This window comes from Allobosea sp. RCC_152_1, assembly GCF_041360765.1.
Lineage (GTDB): Bacteria > Pseudomonadota > Alphaproteobacteria > Rhizobiales > Beijerinckiaceae > Allobosea > Allobosea spartocytisi.
Genome location: NZ_JBFUPU010000005.1, coordinates 349,408 through 368,779, shown reverse-complemented (window position 1 = coordinate 368,779; position 19,372 = coordinate 349,408). Strand labels below are relative to the sequence as shown.

The window sequence follows — 19,372 nt, the reverse complement described above, 5'->3', positions numbered from 1 at the left end:
TCGAGCGCCGCTTCCTTCCTAGGTTTCGCCACTGACTGAGGAGATTTGCGATGCAGACGAACGCCGAACTGTTTGCCCGTCGTAACGCGTCTGTCGCGCGCGGCATCGGCCATGTGACGCCACTGTTCGCGGAGCGGGCTTTGAACAGCGAGATCTGGGATGTCGAGGGCAAACGCTACATCGACTTTGCTGGAGGGATCGCCGTCCTCAATACCGGCCATCGGCATCCGCGTGTCATGGAGGCCGTGCGCCGCCAACTCGATCAATTCACGCATACCTGCTTCCAGGTCATGGCATACGAAACCTATGTAGCGCTCGCAGAGCGCCTTAACGCGCTCGTTCCCATGTCGGGACCCGTCAAGACTGCGTTTTTTACGACGGGTGCCGAGGCAACGGAAAATGCTGTCAAGATCGCCCGCGCCACGACCGGGCGACCAGGCATCATCGCGTTCACTGGTGCTTTCCACGGCCGCACGATCCTCGCTTCGGCCATGACGGGCAAGGTCAGGCCCTACAAGCGCAATCTCGGGCCGAGCCTGCCGGATGTCTGGCATGTTCCCTTCCCGACCGCGGATTCCGATATCTCGACGGATATGGCGCTGCGCCATCTCGATTTTATCTTCAAGGCCGATGTCGATCCGGGGCGCGTCTCAGCCATCATCATCGAGCCGGTACAAGGAGAGGGCGGTTTCCACCAAGCTCCGCCAAATCTTCTGAAAGGGTTGCGTGCGATCTGCGATGAGCATGGCATCGTCCTTATTGCGGACGAAGTGCAAACTGGCTTCGGCCGAACCGGCAAGATGTTCGCGATGGAACACTATGACGTCGAGCCGGACCTGATCTGCGTGGCCAAGAGTCTGGCTGGCGGCTTTCCGTTGTCAGGCGTCATCGGACGCGCGCAGATCATGGATGCCGCAGAGCCCGGCGGTCTTGGTGGAACTTATGCGGGCAATCCGCTCGCATGCGCGGCTGCGCTGGCGGTGCTGGATGTCATCGAGAACGAGCACCTTATCGATCGCGCCAACGCGATCGGTGCACGTCTGGGCAGTGCAGTGGACCGAATGGCGCGTGCCAATCATCTGCTGCCGATCTCGCCGTCTCGCGGCCCCGGCGCCATGGTCGCCTTTGACATCTTCAGGGAGCGCGGCTCCAACATGCCCGATGTAGAACAGACCGCGCACGTCATCCAACGCGCCCATCAGAACGGCCTGATCCTGCTTTCCTGCGGTACGATCGCGAACACCGTGCGCCTGCTCGTACCGCTGACTGCGTCCGACGATAACGTCGATGAGGGGCTTGCCATCCTTGAGGGAGCCCTGGTCGCCTGAGCACGACGGCACCGACGACTTCATTGGAATATCATGACCATGGGCAACCACCTGTTCGACCTGATCAGAGCGCAAATTCGTGCGCCTGACACACTTTTCGCACTGCTCGAATACGGCCACCGCTATACCTATGCCGACATGCTCAACGTTTCCGGACGCTTCGCCAATGTGCTGGTCGCGCTTGGCGTGAAGCCCGGCGACCGCGTCGCGGTGCAGGCCGAGAAGAGCATCGAGGCGCTGATGCTCTATCTCGGAACGGTGCGCGCGGGCGCGATCTTTCTGCCACTCAACAGTGCCTATACCCCCGCCGAGATCGAGTATTTCCTCGGCGACGCGGAGCCTGCCGTCTTCGTCTGCGATCCCGCCAAGGCCGCGGCGCTGAAACCCTATGCCGACAAGGCGGGCGCGAAGCTGGAGACGCTGGGCGTCTGGCGTTCACCGAAGGTCTCGGCCGGTACGCTCTCCGACAAGGCTCTGGCTGCAGCGACGGCTTTCACCGATATCGCGCGCGGGCCCGACGACCTCGCCGCCATCCTCTACACCTCCGGCACGACCGGGCGCTCCAAGGGCGCGATGCTCAGCCATGACAATCTGGCCTCGAATGCGCTCGCGTTGGCCGATTACTGGCGCTTCACCGAGGCCGACATACTCCTGCATGCACTGCCGATTTTCCACGCGCATGGGCTCTTCGTCGCCACCAATGTCGTGCTGTTCTCGGGCAGTTCGATGATCCTGCTGCCGAAATTCGATCCCGACCAGGTCTTCAAATATTTGCCCCAGGCGACCTGCATGATGGGCGTGCCGACCTTCTATGTCCGGCTCCTCCAGGATAACAGGCTGACCAGGGAGGCGACGAAGCATATGCGCCTCTTCGTCTCCGGCTCCGCCCCCTTGCTTGCCGAGACCCACCGTGAATGGCGCGAGCGTACGGGCCACGCCATCCTCGAGCGCTACGGCATGACCGAGACCAATATGAACACCTCGAACCCCTATGAGGGCGAGCGCGTGGCGGGCACGGTCGGCTTCCCGCTGCCGGGCGTCACGGCGCGCGTCACCGATCCCGAGACCGGCAAGACGCTGGCGGCTGACGAGATCGGCATGATCGAGGTGAAGGGTCCCAACGTCTTCAAGGGCTATTGGCGCAATCCGGAGAAGACCAAATCCGAGTTCAAGGCGGACGGCTTCTTCATCACCGGCGACCTCGGCAAGATCGACCCGGCCGGCTATGTCCATATCGTCGGGCGCGGCAAGGACCTGATCATCACCGGCGGCTACAACGTCTATCCCAAGGAGGTCGAGGCCGAGATCGACGAGATGCCCGGCGTGATCGAAAGTGCCGTCATTGGCTGCCCGCATCCCGATTTCGGCGAGGGCGTCACCGCCGTGGTGGTGGCGAAGGCCGGCGCAGACATCTCCGCCGCCGGCATCGCCAAGGCGCTGGAGCAGCGCCTCGCCAAGTTCAAATTGCCCAAGCAGGTCTTCATCGTCGCCGACCTGCCGCGCAACACCATGGGCAAGGTCCAGAAGAACCTGCTGCGCGAGACCTACAAAGAGATCTACACCAGGCAGATGAAGGCAGGGGAGTAGCTCGCAGCTCCGGCGGAAACACAGCCAACCCTAAAAATTTCACACGAAACCCGTATTTGAGAGAATACTCGCAATCATTTCTGAAATTTTGACGTTTCTTTCTCGGGACCGCATGTTAATTCAATCGCACCTATATTTCTCTGTAATTTGCCGCTTGATGCGCCTGTTCACTTAATTCGTCGGCAGAACGGACGCAGCCAACGGCTCTTTTATTTTCCTTTTCTCAAAATTTTCGTACCGGGATGAAGCCACCATGCATAGCCTCAATGAGGCGGTGCGGTTGCTTCAAACACGAGCAATCCGTGTTTACCGCCTTACCCAACGCGAGCAGCGCGTGCCGCACGCGCCACTTATCAAACTGGCATAGCCTCGCCGCATGGAGCGAGCGGTCCGGGCCGAAGGAGAAATCAATATGACTACTCGTCGCTACTGTCTGAGCCGCCTGGCCGTGGCCAGCTGGCTGGCCGCCGCACCCGCCGTCGTGCTGGGCGCAGCCGCGCAGGCCCAAACGTTGACCGTAGGCGTCCGAGCCGGGCCGCTGTCCATCGACCCGCATTTCACCGCCAGCGCAGTCAGTGCCGAACCGTTGAAGCATGTCTTCGACACGCTCGTCGTCTCCGGCAACAATCTTGAGCTGCAACCCGGGCTAGCGGAGAGCTGGAGCGCCATCGACACCACCACCTGGGAATTCCGCCTGCGCCGGGGCGTTAAGTTCCATGATGGCTCGGACTTCACCGCCGAGGACGTGAAGTTCTCCATCGAGCGCATTCCGAAGGTGACCGGCCCGAACCCTGCCACCATCTATATACGCCGGGTGAAGGAGGTGGTGATCGTCGATCCCCTTACGATCAGAATTACCACCCATGGGCCGGCCCCCACCCTGCCGAACGACTTCGTCCGGCTGTTCGTGGTATCGCACGACGCAGCACGGGATTTCTCCACGCGCGAGACCGCCAATGACGGCTTCAACAGCGGTCGCGCAGCCATCGGCACTGGTCCGTACCGCTTCGTCTCCTGGACGCCGAAGGAGCAGCTGGTGTTGCAGCGCTTCGATGGCTACTGGGGTGGGCGTGAGCCGTGGCAACGCGTGATCCGCAAGGAACTGCCAAACGAAACGACTCGCGTGGCGCAGCTGAAAGCCGGGCAAGTCGATATCATCGCTCGCGTGCCCGCGGCTGATGTGCCGGTGCTGGAGCGGGATACGCGCTTCGCCGTTGTCCGCACCGACAGCGCTTACCTATTCTACCTGGATTTCGACTTCCGCACGTCCACGCCCAGCATCACGGCGCGCGATGGCTCGCCTCTCAAGGCAAACCCGTTCCTGGATCTGCGGGTGCGGGAAGCAATCGACTTGGCCATCGACCGGGAGGCCGTGGCCGAGATCGCCATGGAGGGCATGGGCAAGCCCGTCACTCAGCTCGTCACATCGCAGATCTTTGGCTACAATCGGTCGCTGACCGCTACGCGGCCGGATGTTCGCCGCGCACGCGCGCTTCTGGCCGAGGCCGGGTATCCTAACGGGTTCCGCGCACCGTTGAATTTCACCAGTGACGGCTTCCCAGGCGACCGCGGAACCGGAACCTCGATTTCCCAGATGCTCGCTGCCATCGGGATCGATGCCCCGGCAAATGCGCAGCCGAGCGCGGTGTGGACGCCGGCGCGCAGCCGCGGCGAATTCTCCTTCTATCAGGGCGTCTGGGGCACGCTGACAGGAGAGGCAAACTACACCCTTTCCACCTTGCTGCACAGCTACGATCCCGAAAAGCGGCTGGGGACCTTCAATAACCGCAACTTCAGCAACGCCGAGCTGGACAAGGCCATCGAGGCCGCGGATGTGGAGATGGACGAGGCCAAGCGCCGGACGCTGCTGGAACAAGCGGCAGCCATCGCCGCGCGCGAGCGTCCCTCACTGCCCATCACCGGCATCGTGACCGCCTGGGCCATGCGGCGGGACCGCGTGACCATCACGCCGCGGGCCGATGAGGACACACTGGCGATGAACATCCGGCCAGTCCGCTGAGGCAGGGGAACGGAACCAACCCTTGCACATGGCGGCCTCAGGCCGCCATGTGCAAGGGTCAACGCAGGGCCGCGCTTGGCTGTCCTCAGAGCGAATCCGCAGTACGAAATGATGCCATCTGTCTCGATGACGCACACCCAGGTCTCCTTGAACGAGACATCTGGGCCGGCCGAATCGTAATGGAGAGGCCCGCCCAGCTTTCGTCTCGGCCTCGCAGCGGTGTACGGCCGACGCAAATACCCCCGGGAGCCTCGCGGCTCCCGGGGGTAGCTTCGATCAATTGCCGATTTCGCGCAGCTTGCCGGACAGCGCGCCGAGCACGTTGTTGGCCGCCGCCTTGATCGCATCGAAGCCATCGTTCTTGCGGAAGGTCCCGACGTCCATGAACTTCTTCTTGTTGATCTCGAAGAGGACGCTCTCGACACCGTTGGCAGGATTGCCATAGCGGCGATTAATCTCGCCACCGCCGTAGGGCATGTTTATCGTGCAGGTGAAGCCCTGATCCCTGATGACCCCGGCGACGAATTCGATGAATTCGGTCGATGAGGTGCTCTGCCCGTTGTGGAGGTTGCCGAGGCAGAAATCCGCCCGTTCCTGGCCGGCATCCGGATGGGTCGGCGCTCCGACAGCGGACATGCAGTGGCAGCTCAGATGATAGACCGTGCGGGAGGAGGAACGGGCACGATCGACGATGGCCTTCAGCTCACGGTGATAGGGGCGGTGATAGCGATCCAGGCGCTCCTCCACCTCGGCATAGGTCAGCTTCTTCTCCTGGACCGGCTCGCCATAGCGAGACTTCGACTTGAGAAGCCCGAGGCCGCGCTTCGACACGGTCGGCTGCAGGGGAACCGGCCACGTCCCTTCGATGAGCTCCTCGTCGATATCGAGCTCATGCCTGTTGGCGTCGATGTACATATGCGGGAACAGGGCATACAGCAATGTCCCGCCATATTTTGGGGCGTCTTCCCAGATCTCGTCCACATACATCGAGACGTTGTCGTGGATGGCCGAGAACCCAACCTTCGAACGGAATTCCGTCGGATATTCTCGGCCGCTTCGCGAGACATCGACGACCAGAGGAACTGGGGCAACGGTCGGTTCGTAACGGTAGAAGATTCCCTTTTCCACATAAGGCATCGCGTTCTCTCCTCTTTCGATGAATGCCCATGGCGTCATCGTCGATGGCGCCACGGAGCTGGCTGAAAATGCAGACCCGGCGGCTCTGGCGAAGCCGTCGGTTTTGAGCGGACTTTGGCGCTAGGCTTGGCCGGCGAGCGGCATGAAGAAGCGCTTGCCGGGAACCGCTTCGATGAGCGAGCGCGTATAAGGGTGCTGCGGATCGGCGAAGACGTCCCGCGTCGAGCCCGTCTCGACGATCTCGCCGTGCTGCATGACTGCGACGCGGTCGCAGATTTGCGAAGCCACCCGCAGATCGTGCGTGACGAACAGCATCGATAGGCCGAGCTTGTCGCGCAGCTCTCCGAGCAGATCCAGCACCTGCGCCTGCACCGAGACATCGAGAGCCGAGACCGGCTCGTCCGCGATGAGCAGCTTGGGGTCAAGGGCAAGCGCCCGGGCTATCCCGATGCGCTGACGCTGGCCGCCCGAGAACTCGTGGGGAAAGCGCTCGGCCATGTGGGGCGCCAAGCCCACCAGCGTCAGAAGCCGGCTCACGCGTGCGGTGATCTCCTCGCGCGGCATGCCTGCGGCGAGCAGGCCGGACCCGATCACATCCCCGATCTTGTGCCGCGGATTCAGCGAAGCGAACGGGTCCTGGAAGATGATCTGTACGAGATTCCGGACGGGGCGCATCTGGCGCGGAGCCAGCCGCGAGATCTCCTGGCCTGCGACCTTGATGCTTCCGCCATCCGGATCGATGAGGCGCACGACGCAACGGCTGACGGTCGACTTGCCCGACCCGCTTCCGCCGACCAGGCCCAGGGTTTCGCCGCGGCGGATGCTGAAGCTGACGTCCTTGACGGCGTGTACCTTACGCTCGGGCGCAAAAAAACCACCGGTCGTACGATAGCTCTTCTGCAGGCTGCGGACCTCGAGCATCGTCTCCGCCTCCACCTGGGCCATTTCCGTCCTCCGAAACGTTGGAACGGATTCGATCAGCTTCTTGGTGTAAGGGTGGTTCGGTGCCCGCAAGACATCGCTGGCGGATCCCTGTTCGACGATCTCGCCATGTCTCATGACGACGATGCGATCAGCGATATCCGCAACCACGCCGAAATCATGGGTGATGAACATCACGCCCATCTTTCGCGTCTTCTGCAGCTCGGCGATCAACCGCAGAATCTGGGCCTGGGTGGTCACGTCGAGCGCCGTCGTCGGTTCGTCGGCGATTAAAAGTTCCGGCTCCAGAGCGAGCGCGATCGCGATGACCACACGCTGGCGCTGCCCGCCCGACAGGCGGAACGGATAAGTGTCGTAAAGCTGCTCCGGCGTAGGAAGGCCCACCGCGGCGATCAGCTCGACCACGCGACTGCGGAGATCCGCGGTCGAGCGACCATGGTAGCGGAACACCTCCGCGATCTGTTCGCCCACGGTCATGACCGGATTGAGCGCCGACAGCGGCTCCTGGAAGATCATCGCCATGCGCGTTCCGCGAAGCGCGCGATGCTCACTCTCGCTCAACCCGAGCAGGTCGGTCCCCTTGCAAGACAGGACGCCGCTACTGACCCTCAGGGCCGATGGGAGCAGCCCCATCACCGTCTGCGCGACGACGGACTTGCCCGAACCGGACTCGCCGACCACGCAGACGACCTCGTCGGAATGCACGTCGAAGCTGATCTTGTTGACTGCATGCGACCGGTCCATCCCCGCGGGCAGGCTGACGGTCAGATCCTTGATCGACAAAAGCGGCGGGCTCATGCTGCGCGCCCTCCCGACAGACGGACGTTCAGTGTCCGCGCCAGTCCCTCTCCGACCTGATTGATCGCCAAAATCGTGATCACCAGCGCCAACCCTGGAAAGACGCTCATCCACCAGGCGACCCGGATCGCGCTGCGCGAGGTGCCGATCATGTAGCCCCATGTCATCAGGTTGGGGTCGCCAAGACCCAGGAAACTCAGCGACGATTCCAGCAGGATGGCGCTCGCAACCATGAGGGTGGCCAAGGCCACGACAGGGGCGAGCGCGTTAGGCAGAATCTCGCGGAAGATGATCCAAAGGCTGCGATGCCCCGCCGTCACAGCAGCTTCGACGAATTCGCGCGAGCGGAGTGACAGAAATTCGCTCCGGACCAGGCGCGCGACGGGCGGCCAGCTCACCAGTACGATCGCGGTGACGATCGAGCCCAAGCCGGGCTTGAAGATCGCCACCAGAACGACTGCAAAGACGAAACTCGGAAGAACCTGAAAGAACTCCGTCACCCGCATCAGGAGGTCGTCGACCCAACCGGCGAAATAACCGGCCACGGCGCCAAGGACGATCCCGACCGAGACGGTCGCGAGCATGCAGATCAAGCCGATGAGAAGGGAAACGCGCGCTCCGTGGATGATGCCGGAGAGCACATCGCGCCCCAGAAGATCCGTGCCGAGCGGATGCACCAAGTCGACGAAGGGCGGCTGCATGGGAGCGCCCCTGATCGCCCATGGGTCGAAGGGAGCGATCCAGCCCGCTAACAATCCCATCAATGCGATCACGGCGACCGCGGTTAGACCTGCGACGGCGCCGTGATGTCGCCTGAAACGGTGCCACAGACCCATCATGCGCCCACCTCGATGCGAGGATCGGCGATCGAATAGACAAGGTCAGTTATGATATTAAAGAATATTGTCATGACACTGCACAGGAAAAATACTCCGAGAAGCGTATTGTAATCTCGAACCAGAAGGGATTCGAGCGCCAGCCGGCCGATTCCAGGCCAGGCAAAGATGGTCTCGACAATGATGGAGCCACCGATCAGATGCCCAGCCTGCACGCCGGCGAAGGTGATGACGGGAAGCAGCGCATTGCGAAGCACGTGCATTGTGACGATGCGCCAGGAAGGAAGCCCCTTGGCGCGGGCCAACTTGACGAAATCCTGGCCCTGCACCTCCAGCATCGAGGATCTGGCCAGCCGCATGTATATCGCCAGGTAATAGGTGGCGAGCGTCGCGACTGGCAGGACCAGATGCTTGGCTCTATCGAGGACGAACTCCCATCCCGACAGCGAACCGATCGTTCCGATGCCGAAGGGCGGGAGCCATGCCAGCGCCGTCGAGAATGTCAGGACGAGCATCAGCCCGATCCAGAACAATGGCATCGCATAGAGCGTGACCCCGATGGAGCTGATGAGGGAATCGGGCCAACGGTTGACCTTGGTCGCCGCCACGGCGCCCAGCGCCACGCCGCCGACGATGGCGATGACAAAGGCCAGACCGCTGAGAAGCAGCGTCGCGGGCAGGCGATCGATCAGCAGGTTGAAGACGGTCTCCTGATTGCGATAGCTGTAGCCCAGGTCGAGCCGGAAAATGCCGGACAGATATGACCAGAGCTGGATGTACATCGGCTCGTCCAGCCGAAACTGCTCCCGCAATTGCTGCATGAATTGCGGATCCGCAGCACCCGACTCCCCTGCGATGACCGAGGCGGGATCTCCTGGGGCCATCCGCACCAGGAGGAAGTTCATGATGGCGATGAGCACGATCAGCACGGCTGCCTTCAGCAGTCGGTTGCCGATATATTTGAGCTGTTCCATGATCCGTAGGCTTTCCAGACGCGTTACGAGATCCAGGCGCTTTCGAAGCTGTCATAGGTTCCCGACGACGTGGTGATCAGGTCGCGCACGCGCTTGTTGTGGAAGGTCACGCGGCGGCCCTCGACCAGCCAGCCGACAGGAACATCTTCGAACAGGATGGCTTGCACCTCCTTGTAGAGGCGCATGCGCTCTCCCTCATCGATCGTCTGCTGGGCCTGCGCGAAGAGTTCGTCCACCTTTGGATTGGAGTAACCCATCGTATTGCTGAACATCACGCCCTTCTGGATGTTGGACGAGATGTAGGATCGTGCCACGCCGAGCGCCGGGTCGCCGAATTGCAGCAGGCGGTTGAAGGTCAGATCATAGTCCCAGTTCGCAACGCGTTGAGCGAAAGCCCCCATGTCGGTGGACTCGATCGTCAGCGAGACGCCAAGTTCCGCCAGTTGCTGTTTCATGTATTCGGCCAGGCGGTTCCACGGGCCGCCATAAGGCGACTGCAGAAGCCGCAGCGACGCACGCTGGCCGCCGGATTTCGGGTCAAGCCCCATATCCGCGAGCAGCTTGCGCGCCCGCGCCATATCGTACGGATAGCCTTGGATGCTGGCGTCGCAATACTTCGTCGCGGAGGAGAACGGGCCGGATGCTTTCTTGGCCACGCCAAACCAAATCCTGCTGGCGATGAAATCGCGATCAAGCGCATGCATGATCACCTGACGGAACCGCTTGTCGTCGAGCGGCTTCACCCGGTGGTTCATCTCGATCCAGCCCATTTCGCCGAAGATCTCGTCCCCCTTGTCGACCCGCACGAGACTCGGATTGGTGTTGAGCCGCGGCACATCGAAGAGCTCGATATCGTCGGAGGTCGCGACGTCGAGTTCCCCGGCCTCGATGGCCATCGTCCGTCCGGCTGCATCCGGGATGATCCTGAAATAGATGTCCTGAATCCGCGGCAGGCCCTGTTTCCAGTAGTTTTCGTTGCGCACGAGATGGATATGGTTGCCGCGCCGCCATTCATTGAACTTGAAGGGTCCCGTTCCGATGGGCGTCGCATTCGCCGGATTGGTCTTGTAGTCGGAGCCCGCATAGATGTGCTTGGGCATCATCGGCGCGCTTCCCACCTGGAAAGCTCCCAGGAAGGGTGCGAACGGCTGCTTCATCTTGAAGATGACGGTGTGAGGATCGCTGGCGATGAATTCGGCAACGTTGGCGAAGTTGTTGCGCGCCCGGGTATGCGTCTGGGGCAGCATGTCCCTGGTGGTGAACACCACGTCTTCCGACGTGAAGGGCCGACCGTCGTGCCAGGTCACGTTCTCCTGCAACTTGAATTCATACGTCATGCCATCCGGCGAGACGATCCAGCTCTTGGCAAGCGACGGCTGGGGAGAAAGATCGAATCCGAAGCTCAGCAAGCCCTGAAAGATCTTGCCACCGATGAGCTGGGTCGGCCCCTGCGTGCTGAGCGCCAGCACGAGCGTGGCGGGCTCGCCGCTGCAGGCAACGGTCAGCCGCCCCTTCGCCTGTTGCGCCCAAGCCCCGATCGGAGCTCCTCCGTTGAGGGCCACGGCCCCCGCGCCAACCAGCAGGTCACGCCGCGACAGGTACTTCATGTCATTATCCCCGTTTTATCGTTGGGTTCGCGCTTGTCCGGCCCGCCGAAGCTCGGGGGCCGCCAGCAGGTCAGGCGGCATGAGCGCTGACGCGGCGCACGGTGTTGCTCAGAACGCCGATGCCCGAAATCTCGCATTCCACGACGTCGCCATCGCGCAGGAAGCGCGGCGGCTGGAAGCCGATCCCGACCCCCTCAGGAGTCCCCGTCGCGATGACATCGCCCGGCATCAACTCGACGCTGCGGGAAATGACCTCGATCAGCGTTGAAATGTCGAAGATAAGCGTCGCTGTAGACGCATCCTGGCGCAGCTCGCCGTTCACGCGGCAGCTCACGCGAAGATCCTGCCCGTCGAGTTCGTCGGCCGTGACGATCCAGGGCCCCATCGGGCAGAACCCGTCGATTCCCTTGCCCAGAAACCACTGCTTGTGGCGCAGTTGCAGGTCTCGCGCGGTCACGTCGTTGAGGACGGTATAGCCGAAGACATGCTGCATGGCGTCCTCACGGCGGATGCAGCGCCCCTTTTTGCCGATCACCACGGCAAGTTCGGCCTCGTAGTCGATCGCGGCATCGAGGCCCGGCACCATCGGAATATCGCTGCCCGGCCCCGTGATCGCCGTAGCCGGCTTGGTGAAGATGATGGGGTGGGCAGGAATGGCATCCGCTGCGGAGGTGGCGCTGGTGTCGAAGCCGCTTTTCGCGAATTCCCTGGCGTGCGCATGGTAGTTTTTGCCGACACACATGATGTTGCGCGGCGGATTGGGAATTGGAGCCAGAATCTTGACATCGGACAACGGCACGCCTTCGCCGCGAAGAGCGAAGGAAAGATCGGTAGTCACCAGATGGGCAATGGCCGCAACCATATCTGATCCGACGGCTGCTGGAATATCAGGACCGGTCCCCTGCAGCGGCCAGACCCTCTTCTGGGTCGGCTCGACTATGGCGACGTAGGTGCTACCGTTGGATTGAACCGTGGCGAGCTTCATGCTATTGAACCAATCTTGAGCCAATTCTGATCAACTTAGAGTTATTTGCGGACCCATATTGATCCAATGTATACCGATATGTCAACCGCGCGGATGCGGAGCGAGGACCGTGGATAAGATCGACAGGGATGAGCACCATGTGCCATCGGTGCGGATGAAGCGCGGCGATGCGCAATGGGTGCGGGCCGAGCTTGAGCGAGCGCTACGCTCCGACCGCTGGATGGACGGCGAAAAACTTCCGACGGAGCGTGATCTCGGTGAGCAATATGGCGTCGCGCGGAACACCGTCCGGCGCGCCTTGGACGGACTTGAAGAGGCCGGCCTCGTAATCCGCCACATTGGACGGGGGACATTCAAGCGCGCCGTCGAAGCCCAGCAGATGACCGAGGCGCCGATCGCCGATCATTTCAGCCCTGCCGAAGTCGTCGAGTGCCGCATGGTGTTCGAGCCGGCACTGGCTGATCTGGTCGTCGCCCGCGCGACCCAGGCGGATATCGATCGCCTCCGAAATTGCCTGCAAGGAGGTGATGCGGCCCACGAACTCATGGCTTTCGAGCATTGGGATGCTGAATTTCATGACGCGATCGCGTTGGCTACCCATAATGCCCCGGCCATCGCGATGTCGCGAATGCTGGCACAGGTTCGCCGCAATACGGAATGGGGTCAGTTGAAAGCCAAGGGAGCGGTTCCGGAGCGGATGGAATTACTCAAGAAACAGCATCACGCCATATTTGAAGCATTTGCTTCACGCGACAGCGCAAAAGCTTCGACCTTGCTTTATGATCATGTAGTTTTCATTCAAGACTATATGTTCGGCGTGCGTAGAAAAATATAGATTGAGAAGGTTATACCGTGGAATGGCGAGCACATTTCGCGATTACCCAGGTCGGCATTCCGGCTTCGGCCGGCCACCATGTCTAGACCGGCTCAGTCTTGCGCCTGAGGGCGCTGGGTGTGGTGATGCTGGCTGGAACAGGCAGTTGGCGACGGCGCGCCAGGATCGCGATGACGACGTCGCCGCTGGCGATGCCGGCGCGAACGCAAGCCGCCAACCAGACTGCCCGAGAGCGGACGTTCCACGAGTCAGCTAAGGGCCGATGTCGTTGAAAAAGTCGGCATTGCTGCGGATGTGAAGTCCTGATTCAGTCGTCCTGGACGGAGGGCGGCGCGATGATGGGCGAGCGGGTGGTGGCGCAGGAGGCGCTGTTCCACGAGTTCAGCCTGGAGCGTCACGTGCCGGCTGATCATTGGGTGCGAGCCATCGACCGGTTCGTCGATCTCTCTGAGATCCGCGCGCATCTGCGTCCGTTCTATAGCGAGATGGGCCGCCCCTCGATCAATCCGGAGCTGATGATCCGGATGCTGCTCGTCGGCTACTGCTTCGGCATCCGCTCCGAGCGGCGCCTGTGCGAGGAGGTCCATCTGAACCTCGCCTATCGCTGGTTTTGTCGACTGGGGCTCGAAGGCGATGTACCTGATCACTCGACCTTCTCGAAGACCCGATCGAGCCCCTCTCGTGAGAGACGTGTCCTACCAGCATTTCGGGGGTGCCGAACTGGTCGCCAGGGCCGGGAATTGATCAAGGCGGACAGAAGGCCGCCGACGAAGCCGGCCGGCCGTTGGAGGAGACGCGGACGCAGCTGAAGGAGGCGAGCTTTGTGTCAACGGCGCGCAAAGCTGCCCTGAACGCCTCGCCTTTCAACTTGGCGAGAGCAACCCGCATGCATGCAGCCGATCGCTTCTGGCGCAATGCGCGGACCCTGTCGCTTCACGACAATCCCGACAAGCTGAAAGGGATTCTCGGGCGCTATTTTCTCGGTATCGAGGCGCCGCGTATCTCGACCCGGTGACCAGAACGGACGAGCGCGGCGCGAGGAGAGTGCGGCTCAAGGAGAGTGCGGCTTGATCTCCTGAGCCGTGAAGTCAGGGAGTCGTACGCGACGTGGCCCGCGCAATTGCAATGAAGGCTTCGCGCAGCGGCGTCGGCGAGCCGTAAGCCATCGCGAGTTCGTAGGAGATCGGCGTGCCCGGCCCGGCAATCTCGCGGAAGACGACGCGCCCGCGATCCATGTCACAGAGGCTTCGGGGGACCAGCGCCACGCCGAGGCCCCCGCCGACCAGCCCGACCATGGCCTGCGTTCCGAGTGCTTCCATGGCGATGTCGGGAGCGAACCCTGCGTTAGCACACGCCATATGCACCTTTTCATAAAGCGCGGGGCCGTGCCTGCGGGGAAACATGATCCACTTCTCTCCGGCCAGGGCGGCCAGATCGATCTGAGCGCGGTCGGCAAGCGGATGATCCTGGCCAAGAGCCAGCACAAAATGGTCCTCCAGTAGGATTTCGATGGTCAGTTCGCGCCGCTCAAGGAAGGGCAATGCGACGAAGCCGATATCGGCTCGCTCTTCGAGCAAGGCGCTGACCTGCTTGTCGCTGGGCCGTTCCTCGAGATCCAGCTCGACCTCCGGAAAGCGCTCCCGGAACTCCCGGAGAAGCCCGGGCAGGACGCTGTTCATGGCGCTGGCCAGAAACGTCACCCGCAGCGTGCCGGTCAGGCCTCTGCCAGCGCGCCGCGTAACCGTAATGGCGCGTTCGGCCTGAGCCACCGTTCGCGTGGCCTCCTCCAGGAAAACCTGCCCGGCCGGCGTCAATCGGGCGATGCGATTCGTGCGCTCGATCAGGAGGGCCCCGAGTTCCTCCTCGACCCGCTTGATCGCGGCCGTCAGCGGAGGCTGCGCCATATTGAGGCGTCTGGCCGCGCGCCGGAAATTGAGCTCCTCCGCCACGGCGATAAACTGACGAAACTGGCGGAGCTCCACAGCGATACCTCAAACGTCTCACGCGTTCATGAAGATAGTATTTTACATATCGCGCTCCGATAATCCATTAAATCAATAGATTAAATACAGCCGCCGCGCGATGCGGCGGCAGTTCGAAAGCCCGACCATGCTCGATGTCGAAGCGCCGCTCCGTTCCGAGGCGCTACAGGAAGTGGCGACTAGCCTCTGCGCCACGTTCCGCGAACGCAGCCGCGTTACCGACGAGGCCGGTGAAATGCCTGTAGCGAGCCTCCGCGAACTGTTCGAAAGGGGCTTGCTCCACGTCACCATCGGTCGCTCGCTGGGCGGGCGTAGCAGCAACCTGCTGAGTGATGACCCGGCCACGTTTCCACAGCTCCTCAGGCTCGTCGCACGGGGTTGCAGCGGCACGGCGCATTGCCTGGCCGTCCACAACCATTCCATCTGGATGCTCGAGGCGCTGGGAACACCCGAGCAGGTGGAGCGGCTGCTGAAGCCGCTGGCGCACCGGGCGCGCCTTGCCAGCGGAACGGCGAGCGAGCCCGGACGGCGCGCCCAGAACGTCTTCTCCACCAAGGCGAGGCGCGTCGAGGGCGGATTCGTGCTGAACGGCGTCAAGAACTACGCGACGAACCAGCCCCTCGCCGATGTCAGCATCATCATGGCGTCGATCGACGGCATCGACGACCCGCTCCAGAACTACATCATGCTACTCGTCGATCCGCGTGATCCCGCGATCCGCGCCGATGACGACTGGTATCGGCCAACCGGCATGCGTACCGCGCGCAGCCCGCTTCTGCGCATCGACGACCTCTTCGTCCCGGATGCGGACGTGCTCGGCGAGCCCGGCGACTATCCGCGTCAGCGCTGGCAGGGGCGAGTCCATCTCGGCTTCGCCGCCAACTATCTCGGCACCGCCGAGGGCATGTTCGACTGGTTCCTCGCCTACACAAACGAGCGCGGCGACGGGCGTAACGCCGTTCTGCAATTGCGAACCGGCGAGATGCGCGTGGCGCTCGATGCCGCAGTCGCCTTGTTTCAGGCGGCAATCGCCACATGGCCGTCGAAACCCCTGGCGGAGGCCGAACTCATCTCGATGAGCGCGAAGAAATTCGCGGCGCAGACTGCGCTCGAGATCGCCCACAAGATCATCCAGGCCTGCGGTTCCAGCGCCATGTTCATGGCAAGTCCGCTCAGCCGGATGGTTCGCGACCTGCAGACCCATGTCCCGCATGCCGGGCACGACCGCACCGCCCAGATCGTCGGCCAGGCGGCGCTCGGAGAGAGCTTCGACTCGACCCTGCAACGCTGACAGCCGTTTGAACGGCACCGCCACATCCCGGAGTATCGAATCCATGTCGTCTTCAGTTTTCCGGCCGCTTCGCGGCTTTCGATCGCTTGCTATCCTGCTCTTTCTCGGGTGCGCCGGCATGGCCGCAGAACCCCAGCGCGGCGGCACGTTGCGCTGGGTGGTGAACTTCGAGCCGACGAGCCTGGTTGCGCTGACGACGACGGCTGGCACGGACTACCTGCTCAGCAGCAAGGTGACGGAGGGGCTGGTCACCTATGACGCGGACGCCAATCCACAGCCCCAGCTCGCGACATCCTGGAGCGTCGCACCCGACGGCAAGACGATCACCTTCGCGCTGCGCAAGGGCGTGCGCTGGCACGACGGCAAGGATTTCACCTCGGCCGACGTCGCCTTCTCGATCCTGTTGCTGAAGAAAGTCCATCCGCGCGGCAGCGGCACCTTCGCCAACGTCACGGACGTCACGACGCCGGACCGCGACACCGTCGTGATCCATCTCTCGCAGCCGGCGCCCTATATCCTGAGCGCGCTGTCGGCCGCCGAGAGCCCGATCGTGCCCAAACACATCTATGAGAACACCAACGCCCAGACGAATCCCGCCAACGCCGCGCCGATCGGGACAGGCCCCTTCAAGTTCAAGGAATGGATCAAGGGCAGCCATGTCATCTACGATCGCAACGACGATTACTGGGACAAGCCGAAACCCTATCTCGACCGGATCGTGGTTCGCCTGATCCCCGATGGACCGGGCCGTTCGGCCGCCTTCGAAACGGGCGAGATCGATATCGGCGGGGTGTTCCCTATCCCCTTCTCCGATGTCGAGCGCCTGCGCGCGCGGCCGAACCTCGTCGTCGAGGAAAAGGGCTACGAATTCCTGCCGACGACGATCCGTCTCGAATTCAACCTGGAGAACGAGTTCTTCAAGGACGTCAGGGTGCGTCAGGCCTTCGCGCACGCGATCGACCGCGAGGTCGCGCTGAAGCTCGCCTGGCAGGGTTTCGGCGAGACGATGACCGGCCCGATTCCGCCCGCGATGAAGCGTTATTATACGGCGGATGTGCCGCGTTATCCCTTTGATCTCAAGACCGCCGAGCGGCTGCTGGACGAGGCCGGGTACAAGCGCGGCGCTGACGGAAAGCACATCAGCCTGACCTTCGACCCGACGACCTCGGACCCGAATTACCGCCTCCTCGCCGACTACATCAGGCAGGCGCTGGCGAAGGTCGGCGTGGACGTCACGATCCGTTCGCAGGACTTCGCGACCTATCTGAAGCGGATCTACACCGATCGCGACTGGGCGTTCACGATCCATGGCCGCAACGCGACCTCGGACCCCACGCTCGGCGTACAGAGGCTGTTCTGGTCGCAGAACCGGAAGAAGGGCGTGCCCTTCACGAACGGCGCCTTCTACGCCAATCCGGAGGTCGACCGACTGTTCGAGACCGCTGCCGTCGAAATCGACCCGGCCAAGCGGGCCGATCTATTCAAGCAGGTCCAGCGCATCATCGTGACGGATCTGCCGGCGATCGATCTCTTCGTGGTGAAGCAGTTCACTTTGGCGGATCGGAAGGTGAAGAACCACACGCGCGGCGTCGACGGCATCCATGGCAATCTGGCGGACGCCTATATCGAGGCGGCGAAGTGAGCATCGTCGCGAAGCAGGCCAGCGCGCCGGCAAAAAAAATCCGGCTCAACGCCTTCGCGGCCAATGGGCCGGTGCATCTGTCCCCCGGCTTCTGGACCCATCCCGAAGACCGCTCGCTGGAATACAAAACTATCGACCACTGGCTCGATCTGGCGCGCCTGCTCGAACGTGGCAAGTTCGACGCGCTGTTCCTGGCCGATGGCAACGGCGTCAACGACGTCTATGGCGGCAGTGCCGACACCGCCATTCGGCTGGGCGCGCAGATACCCAGGGGCGATCCCTTCGTCGTCGTGCCGGCCATGGCCGCCGTGACACGGCATCTCGGCTTCGGTGTCACCGGCAATGTATCCTACGAGCCCTGCGTGCCCTTCGCGCGCCGCCTGACGACGCTCGACCACATCACCGGCGGGCGCATCGCCTGGAACATCGTCACCGGCTTTCTCGCCAGTGCAGCGAAGGCGCAAGGCCAGGCGAAAGTCACCGCGCACGACACCCGTTACGACATCGCCGACGAATATATGGAGGTGATGTACAAGCTCTGGGAGGGAAGCTGGCAGGACGATGCGGTCATCGCCGACCGGGCTACCGGCCAGTTCGCGGCTCCGGAGCGCGTGCACAAGATCAAGCACGACGGCGAGCATTTCCACGTCGAAGCGATCTTCATGTCGGAGCCATCGCCGCAACGGACGCCCCTGCTTTTTCAGGCTGGCGCCTCGACACGCGGGCGTGCCTTCGCGGGGCGCCACGCGGAATGCGTTTTCGTCAGCGGGCCGAGCCGGCAGGTCATCGCTCCCATCGTCGCAGATACGCGCCGCAAGGCGGCCGAGCAGGGGCGCGATCCCCACGACATCCGCTTCTTCTCGCTCGCCACCGTCATAGTTGCCCCGACGCAGGCGGAGGCCAGCGCGAAATTCGACGAATACACGCGCTACATCAATCAAGAAGCCGCTCTCGCGATGTTCTCCTCCTGGACCGGAACCGATTTCTCCAGCCACGACCTCGGCGCTCCCATCCCCTATGTCGTCCGGGATGCAGCGATGAATTCGGCCATCGAGTCCTTCACGATCGCAGATCCCGACCGTGTCTGGACGCTGCGCGAGATGATGATGCACAACGCCATTGGCGGCCGTGGCCCGGTTTTCGTCGGCGACCCCATCTCGGTCGCCGACGCGCTGCAATCCTGGGTGGCCGATACCAATGTCGACGGCTTCAACTTGAGCTACGCGCTCATGCCGAACGACTTTCGCGATTTCATCGACCTTGTCGTTCCCGAGCTGCAAAGCCGGGGCGTCTACAAGCGCCACTATGCCGCAGGACCGCTGCGGGAAAAGCTTTTCGGCCCCGGCCGCGCACGCGTTCTGGACACCCACCCCGCCAGCATCTTTCGCGCCTGAGCGCGCCCTTTCGA

Annotated in this window: 15 protein-coding genes and 1 pseudogene; 9 read left to right on the top strand and 7 right to left on the bottom strand. The window is 62.5% G+C overall.

From position 1 onward, the window contains the following. The first annotated feature begins 50 nt into the window (after positions 1-50). From gabT to AB6806_RS18915, 3 genes are all read left to right on the top strand, one after another. Positions 51-1,328 (top strand): 4-aminobutyrate--2-oxoglutarate transaminase, encoded by a 1,278-nt coding sequence (gabT, locus tag AB6806_RS18925; protein WP_370955173.1) that lies wholly within the window; start codon positions 51-53, stop codon positions 1,326-1,328. Positions 1,329-1,367: 39 nt separating this feature from the next. After that, positions 1,368-2,915 (top strand): malonate--CoA ligase, encoded by a 1,548-nt coding sequence (locus AB6806_RS18920; protein ID WP_370955212.1) that lies wholly within the window; start codon positions 1,368-1,370, stop codon positions 2,913-2,915. Between the two features lie 412 nt (positions 2,916-3,327). Further along, positions 3,328-4,935: an ABC transporter substrate-binding protein gene (locus AB6806_RS18915; RefSeq protein ID WP_370955172.1), complete on the top strand. Its 1,608-nt coding sequence runs from the start codon at positions 3,328-3,330 to the stop codon at positions 4,933-4,935. A gap of 276 nt (positions 4,936-5,211) precedes the next feature. On the opposite strand, the gene AB6806_RS18910 is transcribed toward AB6806_RS18915, so the two are convergent. From AB6806_RS18910 to AB6806_RS18885, 6 genes are all read right to left on the bottom strand, one after another. Then, entirely contained in the window at positions 5,212-6,072 is an 861-nt protein-coding gene (locus AB6806_RS18910; protein WP_370955171.1) for an N-formylglutamate amidohydrolase, read from the bottom strand. A gap of 120 nt (positions 6,073-6,192) precedes the next feature. After that, positions 6,193-7,812, bottom strand: coding sequence for a dipeptide ABC transporter ATP-binding protein (locus AB6806_RS18905; protein WP_370955170.1), 1,620 nt, complete (start codon positions 7,810-7,812; stop codon positions 6,193-6,195). Further along, complete coding sequence (locus AB6806_RS18900) at positions 7,809-8,651, bottom strand: ABC transporter permease (RefSeq protein ID WP_370955169.1); 843 nt, start codon at positions 8,649-8,651, stop codon at positions 7,809-7,811. The genes AB6806_RS18905 and AB6806_RS18900 overlap by 4 nt, the downstream gene beginning before the upstream one ends. After that, positions 8,648-9,622 (bottom strand): ABC transporter permease, encoded by a 975-nt coding sequence (locus tag AB6806_RS18895; protein WP_370955168.1) that lies wholly within the window; start codon positions 9,620-9,622, stop codon positions 8,648-8,650. The genes AB6806_RS18900 and AB6806_RS18895 overlap by 4 nt, the downstream gene beginning before the upstream one ends. Before the next feature lie 23 nt (positions 9,623-9,645). Then, complete coding sequence (locus AB6806_RS18890) at positions 9,646-11,229, bottom strand: ABC transporter substrate-binding protein (RefSeq protein WP_370955167.1); 1,584 nt, start codon at positions 11,227-11,229, stop codon at positions 9,646-9,648. 70 nt (positions 11,230-11,299) lie between these two features. After that, positions 11,300-12,214: a fumarylacetoacetate hydrolase family protein gene (locus AB6806_RS18885; protein ID WP_370955166.1), complete on the bottom strand. Its 915-nt coding sequence runs from the start codon at positions 12,212-12,214 to the stop codon at positions 11,300-11,302. Between the two features lie 109 nt (positions 12,215-12,323). Here AB6806_RS18885 and AB6806_RS18880 point away from each other — a divergent pair, with 109 nt between their 5' ends. From AB6806_RS18880 to AB6806_RS18870, 3 genes and pseudogenes are all read left to right on the top strand, one after another. Then, entirely contained in the window at positions 12,324-13,049 is a 726-nt protein-coding gene (locus AB6806_RS18880; protein ID WP_370955165.1) for a FadR/GntR family transcriptional regulator, read from the top strand. Between the two features lie 335 nt (positions 13,050-13,384). Then, positions 13,385-13,747: pseudogene (locus tag AB6806_RS18875) on the top strand (transposase); the annotation flags it as partial. Between the two features lie 188 nt (positions 13,748-13,935). After that, the gene (locus AB6806_RS18870) at positions 13,936-14,064 is read left to right on the top strand and encodes a hypothetical protein (protein WP_370955164.1); all 129 of its coding nucleotides are present in this window, start codon (positions 13,936-13,938) and stop codon (positions 14,062-14,064) included. A gap of 73 nt (positions 14,065-14,137) precedes the next feature. Here the strand turns inward: AB6806_RS18870 and AB6806_RS18865 are convergent, their stop codons facing one another. Beyond that, positions 14,138-15,031, bottom strand: coding sequence for a LysR family transcriptional regulator (locus AB6806_RS18865; RefSeq protein ID WP_370955163.1), 894 nt, complete (start codon positions 15,029-15,031; stop codon positions 14,138-14,140). Positions 15,032-15,131: 100 nt separating this feature from the next. Here AB6806_RS18865 and AB6806_RS18860 point away from each other — a divergent pair, with 100 nt between their 5' ends. From AB6806_RS18860 to AB6806_RS18850, 3 genes are read left to right on the top strand one after another with little or no spacing between them, the layout of a single operon-like run. Further along, the gene (locus AB6806_RS18860; RefSeq protein ID WP_370955162.1) at positions 15,132-16,322 is read left to right on the top strand and encodes an acyl-CoA dehydrogenase family protein; all 1,191 of its coding nucleotides are present in this window, start codon (positions 15,132-15,134) and stop codon (positions 16,320-16,322) included. A 43-nt stretch (positions 16,323-16,365) separates the two neighbouring features. After that, a complete protein-coding gene (locus tag AB6806_RS18855; protein WP_370955161.1) occupies positions 16,366-17,964 on the top strand; it encodes an ABC transporter substrate-binding protein in 1,599 nt (532 codons plus the stop codon). Further along, positions 17,961-19,358 carry an LLM class flavin-dependent oxidoreductase gene (locus AB6806_RS18850; RefSeq protein ID WP_370955160.1) on the top strand — a complete coding sequence of 466 codons (1,398 nt, stop codon included), beginning with the start codon at positions 17,961-17,963 and terminating at the stop codon, positions 19,356-19,358. The genes AB6806_RS18855 and AB6806_RS18850 overlap by 4 nt, the downstream gene beginning before the upstream one ends. Positions 19,359-19,372 lie beyond the last annotated feature (14 nt).

Coding starts and splice junctions, on each gene's coding strand:
- AB6806_RS18920 (WP_370955212.1), top strand. CDS start 1,368: ATGGGCAACCACCTGTTCGACCTGATCAGAGCGCAAATTCGTGCGCCT.
- AB6806_RS18870 (WP_370955164.1), top strand. CDS start 13,936: ATGCATGCAGCCGATCGCTTCTGGCGCAATGCGCGGACCCTGTCGCTT.
- gabT (WP_370955173.1), top strand. CDS start 51: ATGCAGACGAACGCCGAACTGTTTGCCCGTCGTAACGCGTCTGTCGCG.
- AB6806_RS18890 (WP_370955167.1), bottom strand. CDS start 11,229: ATGAAGTACCTGTCGCGGCGTGACCTGCTGGTTGGCGCGGGGGCCGTG.
- AB6806_RS18855 (WP_370955161.1), top strand. CDS start 16,366: ATGTCGTCTTCAGTTTTCCGGCCGCTTCGCGGCTTTCGATCGCTTGCT.
- AB6806_RS18900 (WP_370955169.1), bottom strand. CDS start 8,651: ATGATGGGTCTGTGGCACCGTTTCAGGCGACATCACGGCGCCGTCGCA.
- AB6806_RS18860 (WP_370955162.1), top strand. CDS start 15,132: ATGCGGCGGCAGTTCGAAAGCCCGACCATGCTCGATGTCGAAGCGCCG.
- AB6806_RS18915 (WP_370955172.1), top strand. CDS start 3,328: ATGACTACTCGTCGCTACTGTCTGAGCCGCCTGGCCGTGGCCAGCTGG.
- AB6806_RS18910 (WP_370955171.1), bottom strand. CDS start 6,072: ATGCCTTATGTGGAAAAGGGAATCTTCTACCGTTACGAACCGACCGTT.
- AB6806_RS18905 (WP_370955170.1), bottom strand. CDS start 7,812: ATGAGCCCGCCGCTTTTGTCGATCAAGGATCTGACCGTCAGCCTGCCC.
- AB6806_RS18885 (WP_370955166.1), bottom strand. CDS start 12,214: ATGAAGCTCGCCACGGTTCAATCCAACGGTAGCACCTACGTCGCCATA.
- AB6806_RS18895 (WP_370955168.1), bottom strand. CDS start 9,622: ATGGAACAGCTCAAATATATCGGCAACCGACTGCTGAAGGCAGCCGTG.